Source organism: Kitasatospora sp. NPDC093102 (genome assembly GCF_040683915.1).
Lineage (GTDB): Bacteria > Actinomycetota > Actinomycetes > Streptomycetales > Streptomycetaceae > Kitasatospora.
Window position 1 is genome coordinate 259622 of sequence record NZ_JBFBFA010000007.1, and the last position, 17605, is coordinate 277226.

Sequence of the window (17605 nt, forward strand, 5' to 3'; positions counted from 1 at the left end):
TTCCCCACCCCTTCATCGTTGGGAAACGAAGGGGCCCGCTTCATCGTTGGGAAACGAAGGGGCCCGCGCGCTCGGGTGAGCGGCGGGCCCCTGAGATGGGGGGTGGCTAGCCCACCGAGGAGTAGGCGATGATGCCGCGGCGGAGGCCGTCGACGGCCTTGCGGGCGGTCCTGCGGAGCTCGGCGTCCTCGCCGGCGGCGTCCTGGATCTGGCCGAGGACGTCGATCAGCTGCTTGGTCCAGCGGACGAAGTCGCCGGCCGGCATGTCGGCGTCGCGCAGCACCTGGTCGAGGCTGTGGCCGAGCGCCCAGCGGTAGGCGACCCAGGCGAAGCCCAGGTCGGGCTCGCGCTGGCCGACGCCCTCGGCGGTGTTGATCCGGTGCTGCTCCTCCAGGGCGTCCAGGTGGCCCCAGATCCGGACCATCTTGCCGAGCGCCTCCTTGGCCGCACCCTCCGGCACCCGGGGGGCGCCGGCGTCGTCGGACTGGCGGGCCTCGTACACCAGCGCCGAGGCGCAGGCGGCGAGTTCGGCGGCGGCCAGGCCGTTCCAGACGCCCTCGCGGATGCACTCGGAGGCCAGCAGGTCGAGCTCGCCGTAGAGCCGGCCGAGCCGCTTACCGCCGTCGGTGACGGTGTCCCCGCTCAGGTAGCCGAGGTCGGTGAGCAGCGCGCAGACCCGGTCGAAGGTGCGGGCGATGGTGTGGGTGCGCGAGCGCATCCGGCGTTCCAGCAGCTCGGTGTCGCGGTGCAGCCGGTGGTAGCGCTCGGCCCAGCGGGCGTGGTCCTCGCGGTCGGAGCAGCCGTGGCAGGGGTGCTGGCGCAGCTCGGTGCGCAGCCGGGTGATCTCCGGGTCGTCGGCGGCGGCCGCGCGGCCGCGCCGGAAGCGCTCGGGCTCCAGGTGGCCGGCCTTGGTGCGCAGTGCCGAGGCGAGGTCACGCCGGGACTGCGGGCTGCGCGGGTTGAAGGACTTGGGGATGCGCACCCGCTCGATCGCGGCGACCGGGTGCGGGAAGTCGATCATGGCGAGCCGCTTGACCTGCCGCTCGGCGGTGAGCACCACCGGGCGCGGGCCGTCCTGGAAGTCGGGGTGGCGCGGGCCGCCCCGGCCGGAGCGGTTGACCGGCGGCAGGCCCGGGTCGAGGACCAGGGCGAGGCCGGCGAACTTCCCGGTGGGGACGTGGATGACGTCGCCCGGCTTGAGCTGCTCGATGGACTCGACGGCGGCCGCGCGGCGCTGGCTGGTGCCCTCGCGGGCGAGCTCGTTCTCGCGGTCCTTGAGCTTGCGGCGCAGCCCCATGTACTCGTCGAAGTCCCCGAGGTGGCAGGTCATCGACTCGCGGTAGCCCTCCAGCCCCTCCTCGTTGCGCTGCACCTGGCGGGCGATGCCGACCACCGAGCGGTCCGCCTGGAACTGGGCGAAGGAGGTCTCCAGCAGCTCGCGCGAGCGGTGCCGGCCGAACTGGGAGACCAGGTTGACGGCCATGTTGTAGGAGGGCCGGAAGCTGGACTTGAGCGGGTAGGTGCGGGTGCCGGCCAGGCCGGCCAGCGCCTCCGGGTCGAGGCCTCGCTGCCAGAGCACCACGGCGTGGCCCTCGACGTCGATGCCGCGCCGCCCGGCCCGGCCGGTGAGCTGGGTGTACTCGCCGGGGGTGATGTCGGCGTGGGTCTCGCCGTTCCACTTGACCAGCTTCTCCATGACCACCGAGCGGGCGGGCATGTTGATGCCGAGCGCCAGGGTCTCGGTCGCGAAGACGGCCTTGACCAGGCCCTTCACGAAGAGCTCCTCGACCACCTCCTTGAACCGGGGCAGCATCCCGGCGTGGTGGGCGGCGATTCCGCGCTCCAGCCCGTCCAGCCACTCGAAGTAGCCGAGGACGTGCAGGTCCTCGTCCGGGATGTCGGCGCAGCGCTCCTCGACGATCGCCCGGACCTGGGCGCGCTCGGAGTCCTTGTTGAGCCGCAGGCCGGAGCTGAGGCACTGCTGGACGGCGGCCTCGCAGCCGGCCCGGCTGAAGATGAAGGTGATCGCGGGCAGCAGCCCCTCGGCGTCGAGCCGGTCGATGACGTCCACCCGGCCCGGCGTCCAGACCCGGCCGGGACGGCCGTTGGGCATCGAGCGGCCCCGGCCGCGGCCGAAGCGGTCGCGCGGGTTGCGGTCGAGCTCGGAGCGGGCGAGCCGGACCAGCTCGGGGTTGACGGCCTTGCCGGGGTTCTTCAGGTTGTTCTTGGGGCGGCCGTCCCGGTCGGGGTTGGCGAACAGGTCGTACATCCGGTTGCCGGCCATCACGTGCTGCCACAGCGGCACGGGGCGGGTCTCGGAGACGATCACCTTGGTGCCGCCGCGCACGGTGTCCAGCCAGTCGCCGAACTCCTCGGCGTTGGAGACGGTCGCGGAGAGCGAGACGAGGGTGACCGACTCGGGGAGGTGGATGATGACCTCCTCCCAGACCGCGCCGCGGAAGCGGTCGGCGAGGTAGTGCACCTCGTCCATCACGACGTAGCCGAGGCCGTCGAGGGTGCTGGAGCCCGCGTAGAGCATGTTGCGCAGCACCTCGGTGGTCATGACCACCACGGGTGCGTCGCCGTTGACGGTGTTGTCACCGGTGAGCAGGCCGACCTTGGCGGCGCCGTAGCGCTTGACCAGGTCCCCGTACTTCTGGTTGGAGAGTGCCTTGATCGGCGTGGTGTAGAAGCATTTGCGGCCCGCGGCCAAGGCCAGGTGCACGGCGAACTCGCCGACGATGGTCTTCCCGGAGCCGGTGGGGGCGGCGACCAGCACGCCGGATCCGGCCTCCAGCGTCTCGCAGGCCTCCAGCTGGAAGTCGTCCAGCGGGAAGTCGTACAGCTGCTGGAAGCCGTACAGGGCGGTGGCCTGCTCCTGGGCCCGGCGACGGCTGGCCGCGTACGCCTCGGCGGGGCTGAGCTCCCGGTCGTCCTGGAGCTCTGGATCGGGGGTGTTCATCGCCGTCCGGATGTGGTTGGTGTGATCTCGCATCTCAGCGAGAGGTTACCCGGGAGGACTGACATCGATAGCACCGTTTTTCCGTGCGACGAGGTCACTCCTCTCTCAGATCCATAGTTGCAAATGTCTTCAAGTGATCGGTACGGAGTCAGGTTCGAACGTCTCCGGTCATTCCTGGTGAGGCCCGGTGACTGCTCCCACATGGTCCGGCCGATCACGACGCCCGGCGGGCGCGGGCTGTTCCTCCCGGGGCGGCAGCACGGTGGTCCACGCGCCGGCCGGCGGCGACGTCGCCCGACCTGCTGCCGGCGGAGCCGCCGGCCTCCGGCGACTAGCCCTTCAGCAGCTCGGTCAGCCCCTCCGCCAGCCGCTCGTACTCCTCCGGCCGGTTGTACAGCTGCGCGCTGACCCGCAGCACCCCGCCGCCGGCCCACGGGCGGACGGCGATCCGGGTGCCCAGCCGGTGCCACACCTCGGCCATCAGCGCCTTCACCTGCGGCTCGGTCTCGCCGTACCCGGCCGGCAGCCGGACGGTGCTCATCCACACCCCGGGCGTCGCGGGCAGCGGGGCCAGACCGGCCCGCTCGGCCAGCACCCGGCGGGCGTACGCGGCGAGGGCGGTGTTGTGGGCGGCCACCGCCGCGTGGCCGAGTCCGCGCAGCAGCTCGAAGCCGGCCGGGGCGGCCAGCCAGGGCGTGTAGTCGCAGGTGCCGCGCCACTCGACGTTGCCGGGGAAGCCCTTGTCGTGCTCCCAGGACAGCGACAGCGGGCGCACCCGGCCGGTCCACTCGGGTCGGACGGAGAGTACCCCGGTGGCACGCGGGGCGAAGGCCCACTTGTGCAGGTTGCCGAACCAGAAGTCGGCGTTCGGGTCGATCGGGGCGGGCAGCATGCCGGGCGCGTGGGCGCCGTCCACCACGGTGGTCACGCCGCGGGCGCGCAGGTCGGCGAGCAGGGCCGGGCCGGCCACCAGGCGGGCGGTGGGCGAGGTCAGCTGGTCCAGGATCGCGACGGTGGTGCGCCCGTCCACGGCGGCGAGCACCGCCTCCCGGACGGCCTGCTCGTCCGGGGCCTCCAGGGGGACGGGGGCCACCACGAGCTCGGCGCCGGTCTCGGCGGCCTTGCGGGCCGCGGCCTGCGTCACCGCGCCGTAGCCGTGGTCGGTGACCAGGATCCGGTCGCCGGGCGCGAACGGGATGCTGTCCAGGGCGATCGCGACCGCCTCGGTGACGTTGGAGACCAGCGCGAGCCGTTCCGGGTCGGTGTCCAGCTCGGCGGCGATCAGGACGCGGGCGGCGGCGATCCGCACCGGGAGGTCGGCGAAGAAGCCGTCCGGGTCCTGCTCGTGCTCGGTGCGCAGCCGGTCCTGCGCCCGCTGCACCGGGACGGGCACGGCTCCGAACGAGCCGTGGTTCAGGTGCGCGGTCTGCGCCGACACGCTGAACAGCCCGTCGGCGGCGGGCAGCGGGGCCGGGGGTTCGGCGGTCCGCAGGTCCTCGTTCACGGTTTCCTCCGCTGGCTGACGTGCCGGTGGCTGACGCTCCGGCCGGCACGCAGACTGATGTGTGACATTTCACATGACAGACTACTGGTCGGGGCACGCACCTCGCGACCACCATCGGGCCGTGACCATCACCGACCCCTTCCTTGCCCTCAGCGCCCGTACCGGCCGGTTCGCCTTCGGTGCGCCGCGTGCGTACACCCTCGCCGAGGACGGTACCCGGCTGCTGCTGCTCCGCTCGACCGGTCCGGAGGATCCGGTCGACCGCCTCCACCTGCTCGACACCGCCACCGGCGAGGAGCGGCTGGTCGCCGACCCGGCCGCACTGCTGCCCGGCCGCACCGGCCGGCGCGACGACCTGCCCGCCGTCGAGCGGCGGCTGCGCGAGCGCACCCGGCTGGTCGCCGCCGGGATCGGCACGTACGCCGCCACCACCGACCTCGCCACCGCCGTCTTCACCCTGGACGGCCGGCTGTTCCGCACCGACACCACAGCCGGTACCAGCGACGAACTCCCGGTCGCCGGGCCCGCGTTCGACCCCCGCCCGGACGCCACCGGACAGCGCGTCGCCTACGTCGCCGAGGACGCCCTGTACGTCACCCCCGGCCTCGACCCGCTCTCCCCCGCCGACGGCGCCCGCTGGGGCGTCGCCGAGTTCGCGGCCGCCGAGGAGCTCGGTCGCCCCCGGGGCCACTGGTGGCGCCCGGACGGCGGTGCGCTGCTGGCCGCCCGGGTCGACGAATCCGCCGTCCCCCGGCGGTACTTCGCCGACCCGGCCCACCCCGGCGAGGCGCCCGAGGACTTCGCCTACCCGCAGGCCGGCGGTCCCAACGCGGACGTCCAGCTCTGGGTGCTGGGCCTCGACGGCACCCGGGTCCGACTGCAGTGGGACAGCGAGGAGTTCCCGTACGTCTGCGCCGTCTCCTGGGCCTCCACCGAGGAGGTGCTGCTCACCGTCGCCGACCGCCTGCAGCAGAACGTGCTGCTGCTGAGCGCCGACCCGGCCACCGGCAGGACCGACGAACTCTCCCGCACCACCGACGAGTTCTGGGTGGACGACCTGCCCGGCACCCCCGCCCGGCTGGCCGACGGCCGGCTGCTCACCGTCCACGACACCCCGCAGGCCCGCGGCCTCGCGCTGGACGGCAAGCCGCTGGACACCACCGGCCTGCAGATCCGCCGGGTGGTCGGCCGGCTGCACGGCCGGCTGCTCTGCGAGACCGGCGAGGGCGACCCCTTCGACCAGTACGTCCACCTGGTCGACCCGGACGGCGGCGCACCCGAGCTGCTCACCTCCGGCCCCGGCATGCACTCCGCCCTCGCCACCGCCGACACCCTGCTGCTCACCTCGGCCACCGCCGAGGGCGTCCGACGCGTCATCAGCCGCGACGGCCGCGAACTGCCGCTCACCGACCGCAGCGCCGCCCTGCCGTACCAGGTGCGCCCGCAGCTCGCCCGGGTCACCGAGCGCGCCCTGCCCAGCGCCGTGGTGTACCCGCGCGACCACGTTCCGGGCCGGCGGCTGCCCGTCCTGCTGGACGTCTACGGCGGGCCCGGCTACCAGGCGGTGGCCAACGAGCCGCGCCGCTGGCAGCTCAAGCAGTGGTGGGCCGACCAGGGCTTCGCGGTGGTCACCGTCGACAACGGCGGCACCCCGTTCGTCTCCCCCGACTTCACCCGCACCATCTTCCGCCGCATGTCCCAGGTGGCGCTGGACGACCAGGTCGACGCCCTGCACGCGCTCGCCGAGCAGCACCCGGACCTCGACCTCGGCCGGGTCGGCGTGCGCGGCTGGTCGTACGGCGGCTACTTCGCGGCGCTCGCCGTGCTGCGCCGCCCGGACGTCTTCCACGCCGCCTGCGCCGGCGCCCCGCCCACCGACTTCCGGCTCTATGACACCGCGTACACCGAGCGCTACCTGGGCCTGCCGCAGGACAACCCCGAGGGCTACGCCGACGACTGCCTGCTCACCGACGCGCCCGGCCTGAGCAGGCCGCTGCTGCTGATCCACGGGCTGGCGGACGACAACGTCCACCCCTCGCACACCCTGCTGCTCTCCCAGGCGCTCACCCGGGCCGGCCGACCGCACAACGTGCTGCCGCTGCCCGGCGCCACCCACATGACCCCGGGCGGGCTGCTCGAACAGCTGGCCCAGTCCGAACTCGCCTTCCTGCGGACCTCCTTGGGGTGATCCATTGCGCCGCCCGGGCCGGAGTGCCACACTCCGCACGATCGCCGCCCGGCCCGGGTGGAACAGCGCAACGGGGGAGAGCAGACGGATGAGGATCGACCGACCCGGCCCGGTCGGGCAGCGGCAGTGGACGCCACTGACCGCCGGCAACGCCGGACTCGCTTTCGGGCTGGAGCTCGCCCTGCTGGCGTCGCTCTGCTACTGGGGCTTCAAGACCGGCCCCAACCTGGGCCTGCGGCTGCTGCTCGGGCTCGGCGCACCGGCCCTGGCGGCCGCGGTCTGGGCTCTGTTCCTGGCCGCCGGCGGACCGACGTTCCGGCTGCCGCCGGCCGCCGAGATCGTGACCAAGCTGGTGGTCCTGGGCACGGGGGCGCTCGCGCTGCACGCCGCCGGACGGACCACCGTCGCGGTGGTGTACGGCGCACTGGTGGTGATCAGTGTGACCCTGGAGTACACCACCGGCTGACGGTCCGGCAGTTGAAGGGCGTCGCGCCTCCGGGTGCGGCGCCCTTTCGCTTGCTTCACGCCTCTTCCACGTGACCGGTCACATGTGAAATATTACCTGCGCTTCACTGACTGATGACCTGAACCACCCCCATCCCCCGGAAAGGACCGGTCAGTTGCGCAGACTGTCCGCGGCCCTCGCCGCCGCGCTCACCACGGGCGCAATAGCGGCCACCCTGCTGGGCACCCCCGCCCAGGCCGCTCCCCCCGTCCCCCTCACCGCCGCCGCGTCGGCCGACGCCGAACAGGGCGCCGAGGCCCCGCCGGCACCGCTCGTGCCCCAGGAGCGCGAGCGCCAGGCCCTGCGCAGCAAGGCCCTGGAGCAACTCAACAAGGGCACCGTCGCCAAGACCGCGGGCAAGCGGGCCCCGGCGAAGGTGAAGGTCGGCAACGACTACGTCCAGCTCGCGCACCAGCGCACGGACAAGGTCTTCGTGATCCTCGCCCAGTTCGGCGACGAGGTGGACAACACCACCCAGTGGAACGGCCAGCCGCGCTACGGCGGCACCCCTGGCCCGGCCCACAACCGGATTCCCAAGCCCGGCAAGGACGACAACCACACCCTGTGGTCGCCGGACTTCAACCGCGACTACTACCAGAAGATGTTCTTCGACGACACACCCGGCGCCGTGTCGATGCGCAACTACTACCGCACCCAGTCCTCCGGCCGGTACGACATCGAGGGCACCGTCAGCGACTGGGTCACCGTGCCGTACAACGAGGCCCGCTACGGCAGCAACAAGGGCCCGCAGGGCTCCGGTGCCTGGACCCAGGGCCAGGAGTTCATCCGGGACGCCGTCAAGGCCTGGTACGACGGCGAGATCGCCAAGGGCCGCAGCGTCGCCGACATCAAGGCGCAGCTGGCCCAGTACGACGTCTACGACCGCTACGACCACAACAAGACCGGCGACTTCAACGAGCCGGACGGCTACCTGGACAACGTCGTCGTGGTGCACGCCGGCGTGGACGAGACCTGGGGCGGCGGCGCCCAGGGCGCCGACGCGCTGTGGGCGCACCGCAGCTGGACCTTCCCGGACGCGACCGGGCAGACCGGCCCGGAGGGCAACAAGATCGGCGGCGCCCCGGTCGGCGACACCGGCCTGTACGTCTACGACTACGTCCAGGCGGGCGAGAACAGCGGCGTCGGCCTGTTCGCCCACGAGTTCGGCCACAACCTCGGCCTGCCCGACCTCTATCCCGCCACCGGCGGCGACAACAGCGTCAACTTCTGGTCGCTGATGTCCTCCGGCTCGTACCTCGGCAAGGGCCCGAACACCACCGGCGGCTACCCCGGCGACCTCGACGCCTGGAGCAAGCTGCAGTTCGGCTGGCTCGACTACGACGAGGCACAGGCCGCCACCCGCTCCACCCACGCCCTCGGGGTGAGCAGCTACAACACCGACCAGGCCCAGGCCGTCCTGGTGCACCTGCCGGACGGCACCACCAGGACCGACCTCGCCGACCCGTACGAGGGCGGCCGGCAGTGGTGGAGCGACACCGGCGACAACCTCGACAACTCCCTCGCCCGGGAGGTCGACCTGCGCACCGCCGCCGGCCCGGCCGCCCTGGACGCGGCGGTCTGGTACGACACCGAGCAGGACTACGACTTCCTGACCGTCGAGGCCTCCACCGACCAGGGCAAGCACTGGACCGCCCTCGGCGGCACCGTGGACGGCGCCCCGATCGGCAACACCAACGCCAACACGCCGGGCCTGAGCGGTAGTTCCGGAAGCTACAAGCAGCTGCACATCCCGCTGGACGGCTACCTCGGCCAGCAGGTCCGGCTGCGCTTCCACGTCACCTCGGACAGCAACACCCACGGCAGGGGCGTGCTGGTGGACGCCGTCAAGGCCACCGCCGGCGGCGTCGAGCTGTTCGCCGACGGCGCCGAGAACGGTGCGAACGGCTGGACCGCCACCGGCTTCACGGTCGTCACCGGCCGCACCGCCGTCAAGCAGCACCCGCGCGCGTACATCGCCGAGAACCGCCGCTACACCGGCTACGGCGAATTCCTGAAGACCGGCCCGTACAACTTCGGCTACAGCGGCGTCGCGGGCAAGACCAACGTGGTGGACAACTACCCGTACCAGGAGGGCGTCCTGATCTGGCTGTGGGACACCTCGTACGGCGACAACAACACCAAGGACCACCCCGGCGGCGGGCTGATCCTGCCGATCGACGCCCACCCGGCGCCGATCCGCTTCGCCGACGGGGCGCTGGTCAACGGGCGGGCGCAGACCTACGACGCGGCCTTCTCGCTCAAGCCGACCACGCCGTTCACCCTGCACAAGGGCGGCGTCGCGGTGCGCGTCCCGTCGAAGCCGGCCGTCCCGGTGTTCAACGACCACACCGGGGTGTACGGCGACGCGGCCACGCCGCAGCTGACGGTGAAGGTCCCGGACACCAACACCAGGATCGAGGTCGTCCGGGAGTCCCAGGGCGGGAAGATCACCACCGTCCGGGTGGGCCCGGCCTCCTGACCCGAAGAGCGCGCGTCCGACGAACGCGTGGGAAAGGCCCCGGATCCCCCCGACGAAAAGGGATCCGGGGCCTGCTCATGTGTGTGCCCGGCTCACTTCCCCAGGGCGCGCGCGGTGCGCGTGGCGGTGGCCACCCCGAGGACGGTGATCGCGGCGATCCCGAAGGTCATGTACCGGGCCGAGTAGACCGGACTGTCCGCACCCAGGTTGACCAGGGTCCCGGCGAGCGCCGAGGTCACCGAGAAGGCGATCAGCTGGGTGGTGTTGATCGCCGCGGCCGCCTTGCCGCCCTCGGCCGGGTCGCCGCTGCTGCGCATCGCCGCCACGCTCAGGTGCGGGAAGGCCAGTCCGATCCCGGTGCCGGCGCCGAACAGCGCCACCGCCCAGAGCACCACCCGCAGCCCGGAGGCGTGTCCGGTCTGCGACAGCCCGTAGACCAGCAGGCCGCCGACCAGGACCAGCGGGGCGGTGCGGATCGCCAGGGCCCGGCCGCGGGCCGACTCGATCCCGACGCTGAACAGCTGGGCGGTGGTCCAGCCCGCCGAGATCGCGGCGCCCAGGAACCCGGCCACCAGCGGGCCGAGGCCCCCCAGCTGCTGGCCGAACAGCGGGATGAAGTTCTCCGCCACCACGCCCGCGCAGAGCACCGCGACGGTCAGGTAGAGCCACTTCAGCGGGTTTCCGGCCCGGTAGGTCTGCTGCGGCAGCACCGTCGCCGCCGCGCGCCGCTCGGCCGCCACGAAGCCCGCCAGCAGCGCCAGTCCGGCGAGCAGGCAGACCGCCGTCGGCCAGCCGCTCGGCACGGTCGAGCTGACGCTGAAGGCGGCCGCCGCCAGGGTGAGCAGCAGCAACGAGGTCAGCGGCACCGGGCCGCTGCCGTGCCCCGCGCCGGAGCGCCCGGGCAGCACCCGGCGGGCCAGCGCCGCCAGCACCAGCGCGGCGACCAGCAGCAGGACGTACGCCCAGCGCCAGGCGCCGAACTGGGCGAAGAGCCCGCCCAGCGACGGTCCGACCAGGGTGCCGACGCCCCACATCGCGGAGACCAGTCCGGCCGCGCGGGTCCACAGCCGCTCCGGCAGGGCGCTGCGGATCACGGCGTAGCCGAGTCCGGCCACCAGTCCGCCGCCGAGGCCCTGCACCACCCGGCCGAGGATCAGCGCCGCCATCGACGGGCTGAGCGCGTTGACCACCGCGCCGGCTCCGAAGACCAGGAAGCCCAGCACGTAGGCGCGGGCGGCACCGAGGCGGTCCAGCAGCCGGCTGACCAGCATCGAGGCGATGACGGCGGCCGTCAGGAAGCCGGTGGCCACCCACGCGTAGTACCGCCCGCCGCCGATGCCGGCGACGATCGAGGGCATCAGGGCGGCGGTGAAGTAGAGGTTCATCGCGTACAGCGCGACGCCGCCGGCCAGGATCGACGCGGAGGCGGCGTACTGGCGGGAGAAAAGTTCGCGCCACCCGCCGGAGGCCCCCGCAGGCGGCGACTCCGACGGGTAACTATCCAGCTCGGCAATGGTGGTGTCGTTCTCGACAGCAGCTGATTCGGTCACGTCCGGTACGCTAGGACTTCAACAAAACTTGAAGTCAAGGAGCCGCCATGACCACCGCGCCGGTCGATCTGCTGAGCGTCGGCGAGGTGGCCCGGCGGGCCGGGATCGCCACCTCCGCGGTGCGCTTCTACGAGGACCAGGGGCTGATCTCCTCCGAACGCACCACGGGCAACCAGCGGCGCTACCGGCGACACGTGCTGCGCCGGATCTCACTCATCCTGGTCGCCAAGCGGCTCGGCATCCCGCTCGCCGAGGTCGCCGAGGTGTTCACCGGCCTGCCCGAGGACCGGATGCCCGGCAAGCACGACTGGGAGCGGATCTCCCGGCGCTGGGCCGAGCAGCTGCGCGCCCGCCGGGCCGAGCTGGAGCGGCTGGAGGGTGAGCTGACCGGCTGCATCGGCTGCGGCTGCGTGTCGCTGCGCCGCTGCCGGGTGCTCAACCCGGGGGACGAGCTGGCCGCACAGGGCCCGGGCCCGCGCCGGCTGCTGCCGGAGGAGGGCCTGCTGCCCGTCGAGGAGTGAGCGGGCGGGGGAAAGGCCGAAGCCCGGCCGGACGCGGCCCTCGCAGGGTTCCCCGCCGCGTCCGACCGGGGGTCTCGTGTGCCCGGCTCAGGCGTCCGGGAAGTGGCAGGCCGCCTGCCGCTCGCCGGGTCCGGCGATCTTCAGCAGCGGCCGCTCGGTCCGGCAGAGGTCCTGGGCCTTCGGGCAGCGCGGGTGGAAGGTGCACCCGGGCGGCGGGGCGGCCGGGCTCGGCGGGTCGCCGAGCAGCACGATCCGCTCCCGGTTGCGCTCCGCCTCCGGGTCCGGCAGCGGGACGGCGGACAGCAGCGCCTCGGTGTACGGGTGCGCGGGGTTGCCGTACACCTCGGCCTTGTCGCCGATCTCCACGATCCTGCCCAGGTACATCACCGCGACCCGGTCGCAGACCCGTTTGACCACCGAGAGGTCGTGCGCGATGAACACGTACGCCAGCCCCAGCTCCTGCTGGAGCCGCTCCATCAGGTTGACCACCTGGGCCTGGATGGAGACGTCCAGCGCGGAGACCGGCTCGTCGGCGATCACCAGCCGCGGCGAGGTGGCCAGCGAGCGGGCGATGCCGATGCGCTGGGCCTGGCCGCCGGAGAACTCGTGCGGGTAGCGGTCCAGGTGCTCGGGGATCAGCCCGACCAGCTCCATCAGCTCGGCGGCCCGCTTGCGCGCGTCCGCCGCGCTCTCGCCCTGGACCAGCAGCGGCTCGGAGATGATCCGGGCCACCGTCTGCCGGGGGTTGAGCGAGGAGTACGGGTCCTGGAAGACCATCTGGAGGTCGCGCCGGTGCGGGCGCAGCCGGGCCTGGGAGAGCCCGCCGATCTCGGTGCCGTCGAAGGTGACGGTGCCCGAGGTCGGGTCGAGCAGCCGGACGATCATCCGCCCGGTGGTGGACTTGCCGCAGCCGGACTCGCCGACCAGGCCGAGCGTCTCGCCCGCACCGACGTCGAAGCTCACCCCGTCCACCGCCCGGATCGGCGCACCGGGCCGCCCGGTGCGGCTGCGCCGGCCGGGGAAGGTCTTCACCAGGTCCCGTACCGAGAGCAACGGCGTGGACGTCGGCGGCGTGGCCGTCGTCGAAGGCGTGGTCATCACAGCACCCCTTCCGGCACCAGCGGCAAGTGACAGGCGGCCTGGTGGCCGGGGGCGAGCGGGCCGAGCACGGGGCGCTCGGACAGGCAGCGGGCGTGCTCCTCGGCGGACGCGGCGGTGGTGCGGGCGCAGCGCGGGGCGAAGGAGCAGCCGGGGGCGGGGGCGATCAGCGACGGCGGGCTGCCGGGGATGGCCCGCAGCGGGGCGTCGTCGGTGTCGTCCAGGCGTGGCAGCGAGTCCAGCAGGCCACGCGTGTACGGGTGCCCGGGCTGCCCGAACAGCCGGTCCGCCGGGGCCTGTTCGGCGGACCGGCCGCCGTACATGACCAGCACGTCGTGGGCGACCCGGGCGACCACGCCGAGGTCGTGGGTGATCATCACGACGCCGAGGCCGCGCTCCTGCTGGATCCGCACGATCAGGTCGAGGATCTGTGCCTGGACGGTGACGTCGAGCGCCGTGGTGGGCTCGTCGGCGATCAGCAGCTCGGGCTCGCAGGCGAGCGCCATGGCGATCATGACGCGCTGGCGCATGCCTCCGGAGAACTGGTGCGGGTACTCGTCGACCCGGCGGGCCGGCTCCGGGATGCCGACCTCGGCCAGCATCTCGACCGCCTTGGCCTTCCCCGCCTTGCGGTTCGCCTTGAAGTGCACCCGGTAGTGCTCGGCGATCTGCTCCCCGACGGTGTAGAAGGGGTGCAGGCTGGACAGCGGGTCCTGGAAGATCATCGCGATCCGGCGGCCCCGGACGGTGCCCAGCTCCCGTTCCCCGAGCCCGTTCAGCTCCTGGCCGTTCAGCCGGATCGAGCCGGTGACGGTGGCGCCGCGGTGCAGGCCCATGACGGCGAGCGAGGTGACGGACTTTCCGCTGCCCGACTCACCGACCAGCCCCAGGGTCTGCCCGGCCTCGACGGTGAAGGAGATCCCGTCCACCGCCCGGACGGTGCCGCGCGGGGTGTCGAAGGCGACCTTGAGGTCCTCGACCTCCAACAGCCTGGTCATCAGTACCTCACTCTCGGGTCGACGAACGCGTAGAGCAGGTCGACCAGCAGGTTCGCCGCGACGATGAAGAAGGCCGCGAGCAGGGTGACGCCGAGGATGACGGGCTGGTCGGAACGGGCCAGACCGTCGTAGAACAGCCGGCCGACACCGGGCAGGCCGAAGATCGACTCGGTGATGACCGCGCCGGCCAGCAGGCCGCCGAGGTCCATCCCGAAGATGGTCAGGATCGGCGTCATCCCGGAGCGCAGCCCGTGCTTGACCGTGACCGTCCGCGGCGGCAGGCCCTTGGCCCGGGCGGTGCGGATGTACGGCTCGGCCATCGCCTCGATCATCGAGTTCCGGCTCTGCCGGGCGTACATGGCCGCGTACAGCAGTGCCAGCGCGATCCACGGCAGCAGCAGGTTGGAGCCCCACTCCAGGGGGTTCTCGGTGAACTTGTGGTACGAGGGGTAGGGCAGCACGCCGGCCGTCCTGACGACGCCCCAGATCAGCATGATCGAGGTGAAGTAGACCGGCAGCGAGGCGGTGCCGACGGACAGCACCATCAGCGTCCTGTCGATCGGCCTGCCCTTGCGCAGCGCCGAGGTGACACCGGCGCTGAGGCCGAGGAGCAGCCAGAGCACGCCCGCACCGAGGGCCAGCGAGATGGAGACCGGCAGGCGGTCGGTGAGCAGGTCCCAGACCGGCAGCCCGTACTCGTAGGAGTAGCCGAGGCAGGGGAAGCCGCAGTGCACCGCGCTGGGGCCGGAGCCGTAGTCGCGGCCGGCGAAGATGCCGCCGAGGTAGGCGAGGAACTGGTCCCAGACCGGCTTGTCCAGGCCCATGGCCGCCTTGACGTCGGCGAGCCGCTCGGGGCTGCAGGTCTTTCCGCAGGCGGCCGCGGCCGGGTCGTTGGGCAGCAGGTAGAAGATGGTGAAGGTGATGGCGCAGATGGCGAGCAGGATGCCCGCCACGCCGAGCAGTCGGCGGCCGAGGTAGAGGATCACGACCGGCCTCCCCGGGGGTCGAGGATGTCGCGCAGCGCGTCCCCGAGCAGGGTGAAGGCGAGCACGGCCACGAACAGGAAGGCGGTCGGGATCAGGAAGTAGGTCGGGTCGGTCTCGTAGTGCACGATGCTCTCGGCGATCATCTGGCCCCAGGACGCGGTCGGCGGGCGGACGCCCACGCCGAGGTAGCTGAGCGCGGCCTCGGTGGCGATCATGCCGGGGATGAGCAGGGTGGTGTAGGCGATGATCGGACCGGAGACGTTCGGCAGGATCTCCCGGGTGAGGATGCGCCAGGAGCGCGCCCCGCCGACCTTGGCGGCCTCGACGTACTCGCGGTGCTTGAGCGAGAGGGTCTGGCCGCGCACCACGCGGGCGATGCCCGGCCAGGTGAACAGCCCGATCACCAGGGTGATCAGCAGGATCCGGTTGACGTCCTTGGCCACCGACATCATCGCGATCATGAAGATCAGCGAGGGGAAGGACATCGTGAGGTCCATCAGCCGGGACAGCACCGTGTCGACGCGTCCGCCGAAGTATCCGGCCGCGATGCCGGCCAGGGTGCCGACCACCACGACGACGGCGGTCGCGGTGAAGGCGATCAGCAGGGAGACCTGCCCGCCGTGCAGCACCCGGGCGAACAGGTCGCGGCCGGTGATCGGCTCGACGCCGAGCCAGTGCCGGGTGCTGATGCCGCCGAAGTCGCCCCGGGGCAGGCCGCCCAGGTACGGGTCGATGGCGCGCTTGTCGAACTCCTCGGGGGTCCAGCCGCCGAGCGCGCTCAGCGGGCCGGCCAGCGCGGTGACCAGGAGCAGCACGCCGACGGTGATCAGTCCGAACCGGGCCGAGCCCTTGGCCCACAGCTGGTCCCAGACCAGCCGCCAGGGCCCGCGCCCGGCACTCTTCTTGGCGCCCGCCGCCGTGGACTCGGCCACGGCAGCGGGCTCAGTGGTGGTACTCATCGCTGCCGGTCCCTCACTTGCCCTTGGCGGGGTCCTTGAGGCCGACGGTGGCCAGGTCGATCATGCCGGCGAAGCCCGCGTTGCCGAACGCGCCGGCCACGTTGGTGCCGACCAGCAGCGGACGGCGCTCCCACAGCAGCGGGACGGCCGGGGCCTTCTTCATCAGGTCCTCGTCCAGCTGCTGCCAGGCCTTGTTGGCCTCGTTGACGTCCGGCATGGCCGCGATCTGGTCCATCCGGTCCATCGTGGCCTGGTCCTTGAACTGGCTGTAGTTGCCCTGGTTGCCCTTCTCCTTGATGGTGCGGCCGTCGAAGACGAACGGCAGGAAGGTCGCACCGGAGGGGTAGTCGGGGCACCAGCCGTTGAGGGTCAGCTCGGGGGCGTTCTTGATGTCGCCGACGGTGTCGGCGAAGGCGGACGCGTCGACCGTGTTCACGGTGACCTGAACCCCGGCCTTGGAGAGCGACTGCTGGATCGCCTCGGCACGGGTCTTGTCGCCGGTCGAGACGGTGAGCCCGACCTTGAGGTCGCTCTTGCCGGCGTCCTTGAGCATCGCCTTGGCCTTCTCCGGGTCACCGGCGGCCGGGATCTTCAGCGGGTCGGACTTGACGCCGCCGGTCAGCGAGGGCGGCAGGTAGGAGGTCGCCGCGTCGGTCACCGCGGGGCCGCCGAAGGCCGTCACCTGGGCCTCGCGGTCGACCGCCCACATCATCGCCTCGCGCACCTTCGGGTCGTCGAAGGGGGCCTTGGCGGTGTTCAGGTAGAGCATGTCGGTACAGCCGGTCACCTCGGCGACCATGCGGGACTTGACGTCGGGCTTGGGCAGCACCTTGGCGACGGTCTCGTGCTGCATCCAGGGCATGTTGATGGCGTTGGCGTCGGCGCCGTCGCTGGCGATGATCCGGTCGTCGGCCTGGCCGCCCTTGATGCCCTGGGTGACCACGACCCTGTCCGGGTACGCCTTGCGGACGGTGTCGGTGGCCGGGTCCCAGTTGGTGTTGCGGACCAGCACCAGCTGCTTGCCGCGGTCGTAGGTCTCGATCTTGTACGGGCCGGAGGAGAACGGCCGGGAGTCGTACTGGGTGCCCTTCTCCTGGGACTGCGGCACCGGGGAGAAGGTCGGCAGCGAGACGGTGTCGGAGAACTCGGCGACCGGGCGCTTCAGGTGGAAGACGATGGTCTTGTCGTCCGGGGTCTCGATGCTCGCCAGGTGCTCGCCGCCCAGCGGGCCCTTGTAGTTCTCGCCGCCCGCCAGGTACTGGGCCGCGTAGTCGGGGCCGCCGGTGAGGTCCGGGGAGAAGGAGCGCTCGACGTTGTACTTGATGTCGGCGGACTTGATCGGCGTGCCGTCCTCGTACTTGAGGCCGTCCTTGAGGGTGAAGGTCCACACCTTGCCGCCCTCGGAGGACTTGCCGAGGTCGGTGGCGAGGTCCGGGACGATCTCGCTGCCGGCCGCGCCCGGCTCGGACTTGAAGGTGGTCAGGGTCCGGTAGATCAACCGGGTGCCGAAGTCCATGTGCGGCACCACCCAGTTGCGGGCGGGGTCGAGGTGCGCGAAGTCCTGGTTGGTCAGGACGGTGAGGGTGCCGCCCTTGGCCGGGGTGCCGCCGATGATCGAGCCGGACGCCGCGCCCGGGCCCTTGCCGTCGGAGGGAGCGGCGTCGCTGCCGCTGTCGCTCTTGTCGTTCGAGCAGGCCCCGAGGCCGAGGGTGAGGGTCGCCGCGAGGGCCGCCGCAAGGGCGGCGTGGGTGCGCCTGGTCATGTGCAACTCCGCTGTGGGGGGCCTGATCCGCCTGATCCGGCCGCTGCGCTGTGTGACCCGTAACATAGTAATGTGAAATTGCACTGCACAAGA

Annotated in this window: 12 protein-coding genes; 4 read left to right on the plus strand and 8 right to left on the minus strand. The window is 72.2% G+C overall.

Annotated features, from left to right (window positions below):
* Positions 1 to 106 precede the first annotated feature (106 nt).
* Positions 107 to 2962 (minus strand): DEAD/DEAH box helicase, encoded by a 2856-nt coding sequence (locus AB0O11_RS13415; protein WP_363385515.1) that lies wholly within the window; start codon positions 2960 to 2962, stop codon positions 107 to 109.
* A 331-nt stretch (positions 2963 to 3293) separates the two neighbouring features.
* Positions 3294 to 4466, minus strand: coding sequence for an aminotransferase class V-fold PLP-dependent enzyme (locus tag AB0O11_RS13420; protein WP_363385306.1), 1173 nt, complete (start codon positions 4464 to 4466; stop codon positions 3294 to 3296).
* A gap of 121 nt (positions 4467 to 4587) precedes the next feature.
* Here AB0O11_RS13420 and AB0O11_RS13425 point away from each other — a divergent pair, with 121 nt between their 5' ends.
* The 3 genes from AB0O11_RS13425 to AB0O11_RS13435 all read left to right on the plus strand — a co-directional run bounded on the left by AB0O11_RS13425 (position 4588) and on the right by AB0O11_RS13435 (position 9638).
* Positions 4588 to 6654 (plus strand): prolyl oligopeptidase family serine peptidase, encoded by a 2067-nt coding sequence (locus tag AB0O11_RS13425; protein WP_363385309.1) that lies wholly within the window; start codon positions 4588 to 4590, stop codon positions 6652 to 6654.
* Positions 6655 to 6742: 88 nt separating this feature from the next.
* Entirely contained in the window at positions 6743 to 7120 is a 378-nt protein-coding gene (locus AB0O11_RS13430) for a YrdB family protein (protein WP_363385312.1), read from the plus strand.
* Positions 7121 to 7274: 154 nt separating this feature from the next.
* Positions 7275 to 9638: an immune inhibitor A domain-containing protein gene (locus tag AB0O11_RS13435; RefSeq protein WP_363385315.1), complete on the plus strand. Its 2364-nt coding sequence runs from the start codon at positions 7275 to 7277 to the stop codon at positions 9636 to 9638.
* A gap of 92 nt (positions 9639 to 9730) precedes the next feature.
* Here the strand turns inward: AB0O11_RS13435 and AB0O11_RS13440 are convergent, their stop codons facing one another.
* Entirely contained in the window at positions 9731 to 11188 is a 1458-nt protein-coding gene (locus tag AB0O11_RS13440; protein WP_363385318.1) for an MFS transporter, read from the minus strand.
* Positions 11189 to 11235: 47 nt separating this feature from the next.
* On the opposite strand from AB0O11_RS13440, the gene soxR reads away from it, so the two are divergent.
* A complete protein-coding gene (gene soxR / locus AB0O11_RS13445) occupies positions 11236 to 11709 on the plus strand; it encodes a redox-sensitive transcriptional activator SoxR (RefSeq protein ID WP_224280950.1) in 474 nt (157 codons plus the stop codon).
* 87 nt (positions 11710 to 11796) lie between these two features.
* On the opposite strand, the gene AB0O11_RS13450 is transcribed toward soxR, so the two are convergent.
* The 5 genes from AB0O11_RS13450 to AB0O11_RS13470 are packed head-to-tail and all read right to left on the minus strand — an operon-like array spanning position 11797 to position 17512.
* On the minus strand, positions 11797 to 12807 hold the full coding sequence (locus AB0O11_RS13450; RefSeq protein ID WP_363385321.1) for an oligopeptide/dipeptide ABC transporter ATP-binding protein: 1011 nt from the start codon (positions 12805 to 12807) through the stop codon (positions 11797 to 11799).
* Positions 12807 to 13805, minus strand: coding sequence for an ABC transporter ATP-binding protein (locus AB0O11_RS13455; RefSeq protein ID WP_363385323.1), 999 nt, complete (start codon positions 13803 to 13805; stop codon positions 12807 to 12809). The genes AB0O11_RS13450 and AB0O11_RS13455 overlap by 1 nt, the downstream gene beginning before the upstream one ends.
* Positions 13805 to 14791 (minus strand): ABC transporter permease, encoded by a 987-nt coding sequence (locus tag AB0O11_RS13460; RefSeq protein WP_363385326.1) that lies wholly within the window; start codon positions 14789 to 14791, stop codon positions 13805 to 13807. The genes AB0O11_RS13455 and AB0O11_RS13460 overlap by 1 nt, the downstream gene beginning before the upstream one ends.
* Positions 14788 to 15750 (minus strand): ABC transporter permease, encoded by a 963-nt coding sequence (locus tag AB0O11_RS13465; RefSeq protein ID WP_363385329.1) that lies wholly within the window; start codon positions 15748 to 15750, stop codon positions 14788 to 14790. The genes AB0O11_RS13460 and AB0O11_RS13465 overlap by 4 nt, the downstream gene beginning before the upstream one ends.
* Positions 15751 to 15763: 13 nt before the next feature.
* Positions 15764 to 17512: an ABC transporter substrate-binding protein gene (locus AB0O11_RS13470; RefSeq protein WP_363385332.1), complete on the minus strand. Its 1749-nt coding sequence runs from the start codon at positions 17510 to 17512 to the stop codon at positions 15764 to 15766.
* Between the last annotated feature and the right edge of the window lie 93 nt (positions 17513 to 17605).

Coding starts and splice junctions, on each gene's coding strand:
- AB0O11_RS13455 (WP_363385323.1), bottom strand. CDS start 13,805: ATGACCAGGCTGTTGGAGGTCGAGGACCTCAAGGTCGCCTTCGACACC.
- soxR (WP_224280950.1), top strand. CDS start 11,236: ATGACCACCGCGCCGGTCGATCTGCTGAGCGTCGGCGAGGTGGCCCGG.
- AB0O11_RS13450 (WP_363385321.1), bottom strand. CDS start 12,807: ATGACCACGCCTTCGACGACGGCCACGCCGCCGACGTCCACGCCGTTG.
- AB0O11_RS13415 (WP_363385515.1), bottom strand. CDS start 2,962: ATGAACACCCCCGATCCAGAGCTCCAGGACGACCGGGAGCTCAGCCCC.
- AB0O11_RS13430 (WP_363385312.1), top strand. CDS start 6,743: ATGAGGATCGACCGACCCGGCCCGGTCGGGCAGCGGCAGTGGACGCCA.
- AB0O11_RS13465 (WP_363385329.1), bottom strand. CDS start 15,750: ATGAGTACCACCACTGAGCCCGCTGCCGTGGCCGAGTCCACGGCGGCG.
- AB0O11_RS13470 (WP_363385332.1), bottom strand. CDS start 17,512: ATGACCAGGCGCACCCACGCCGCCCTTGCGGCGGCCCTCGCGGCGACC.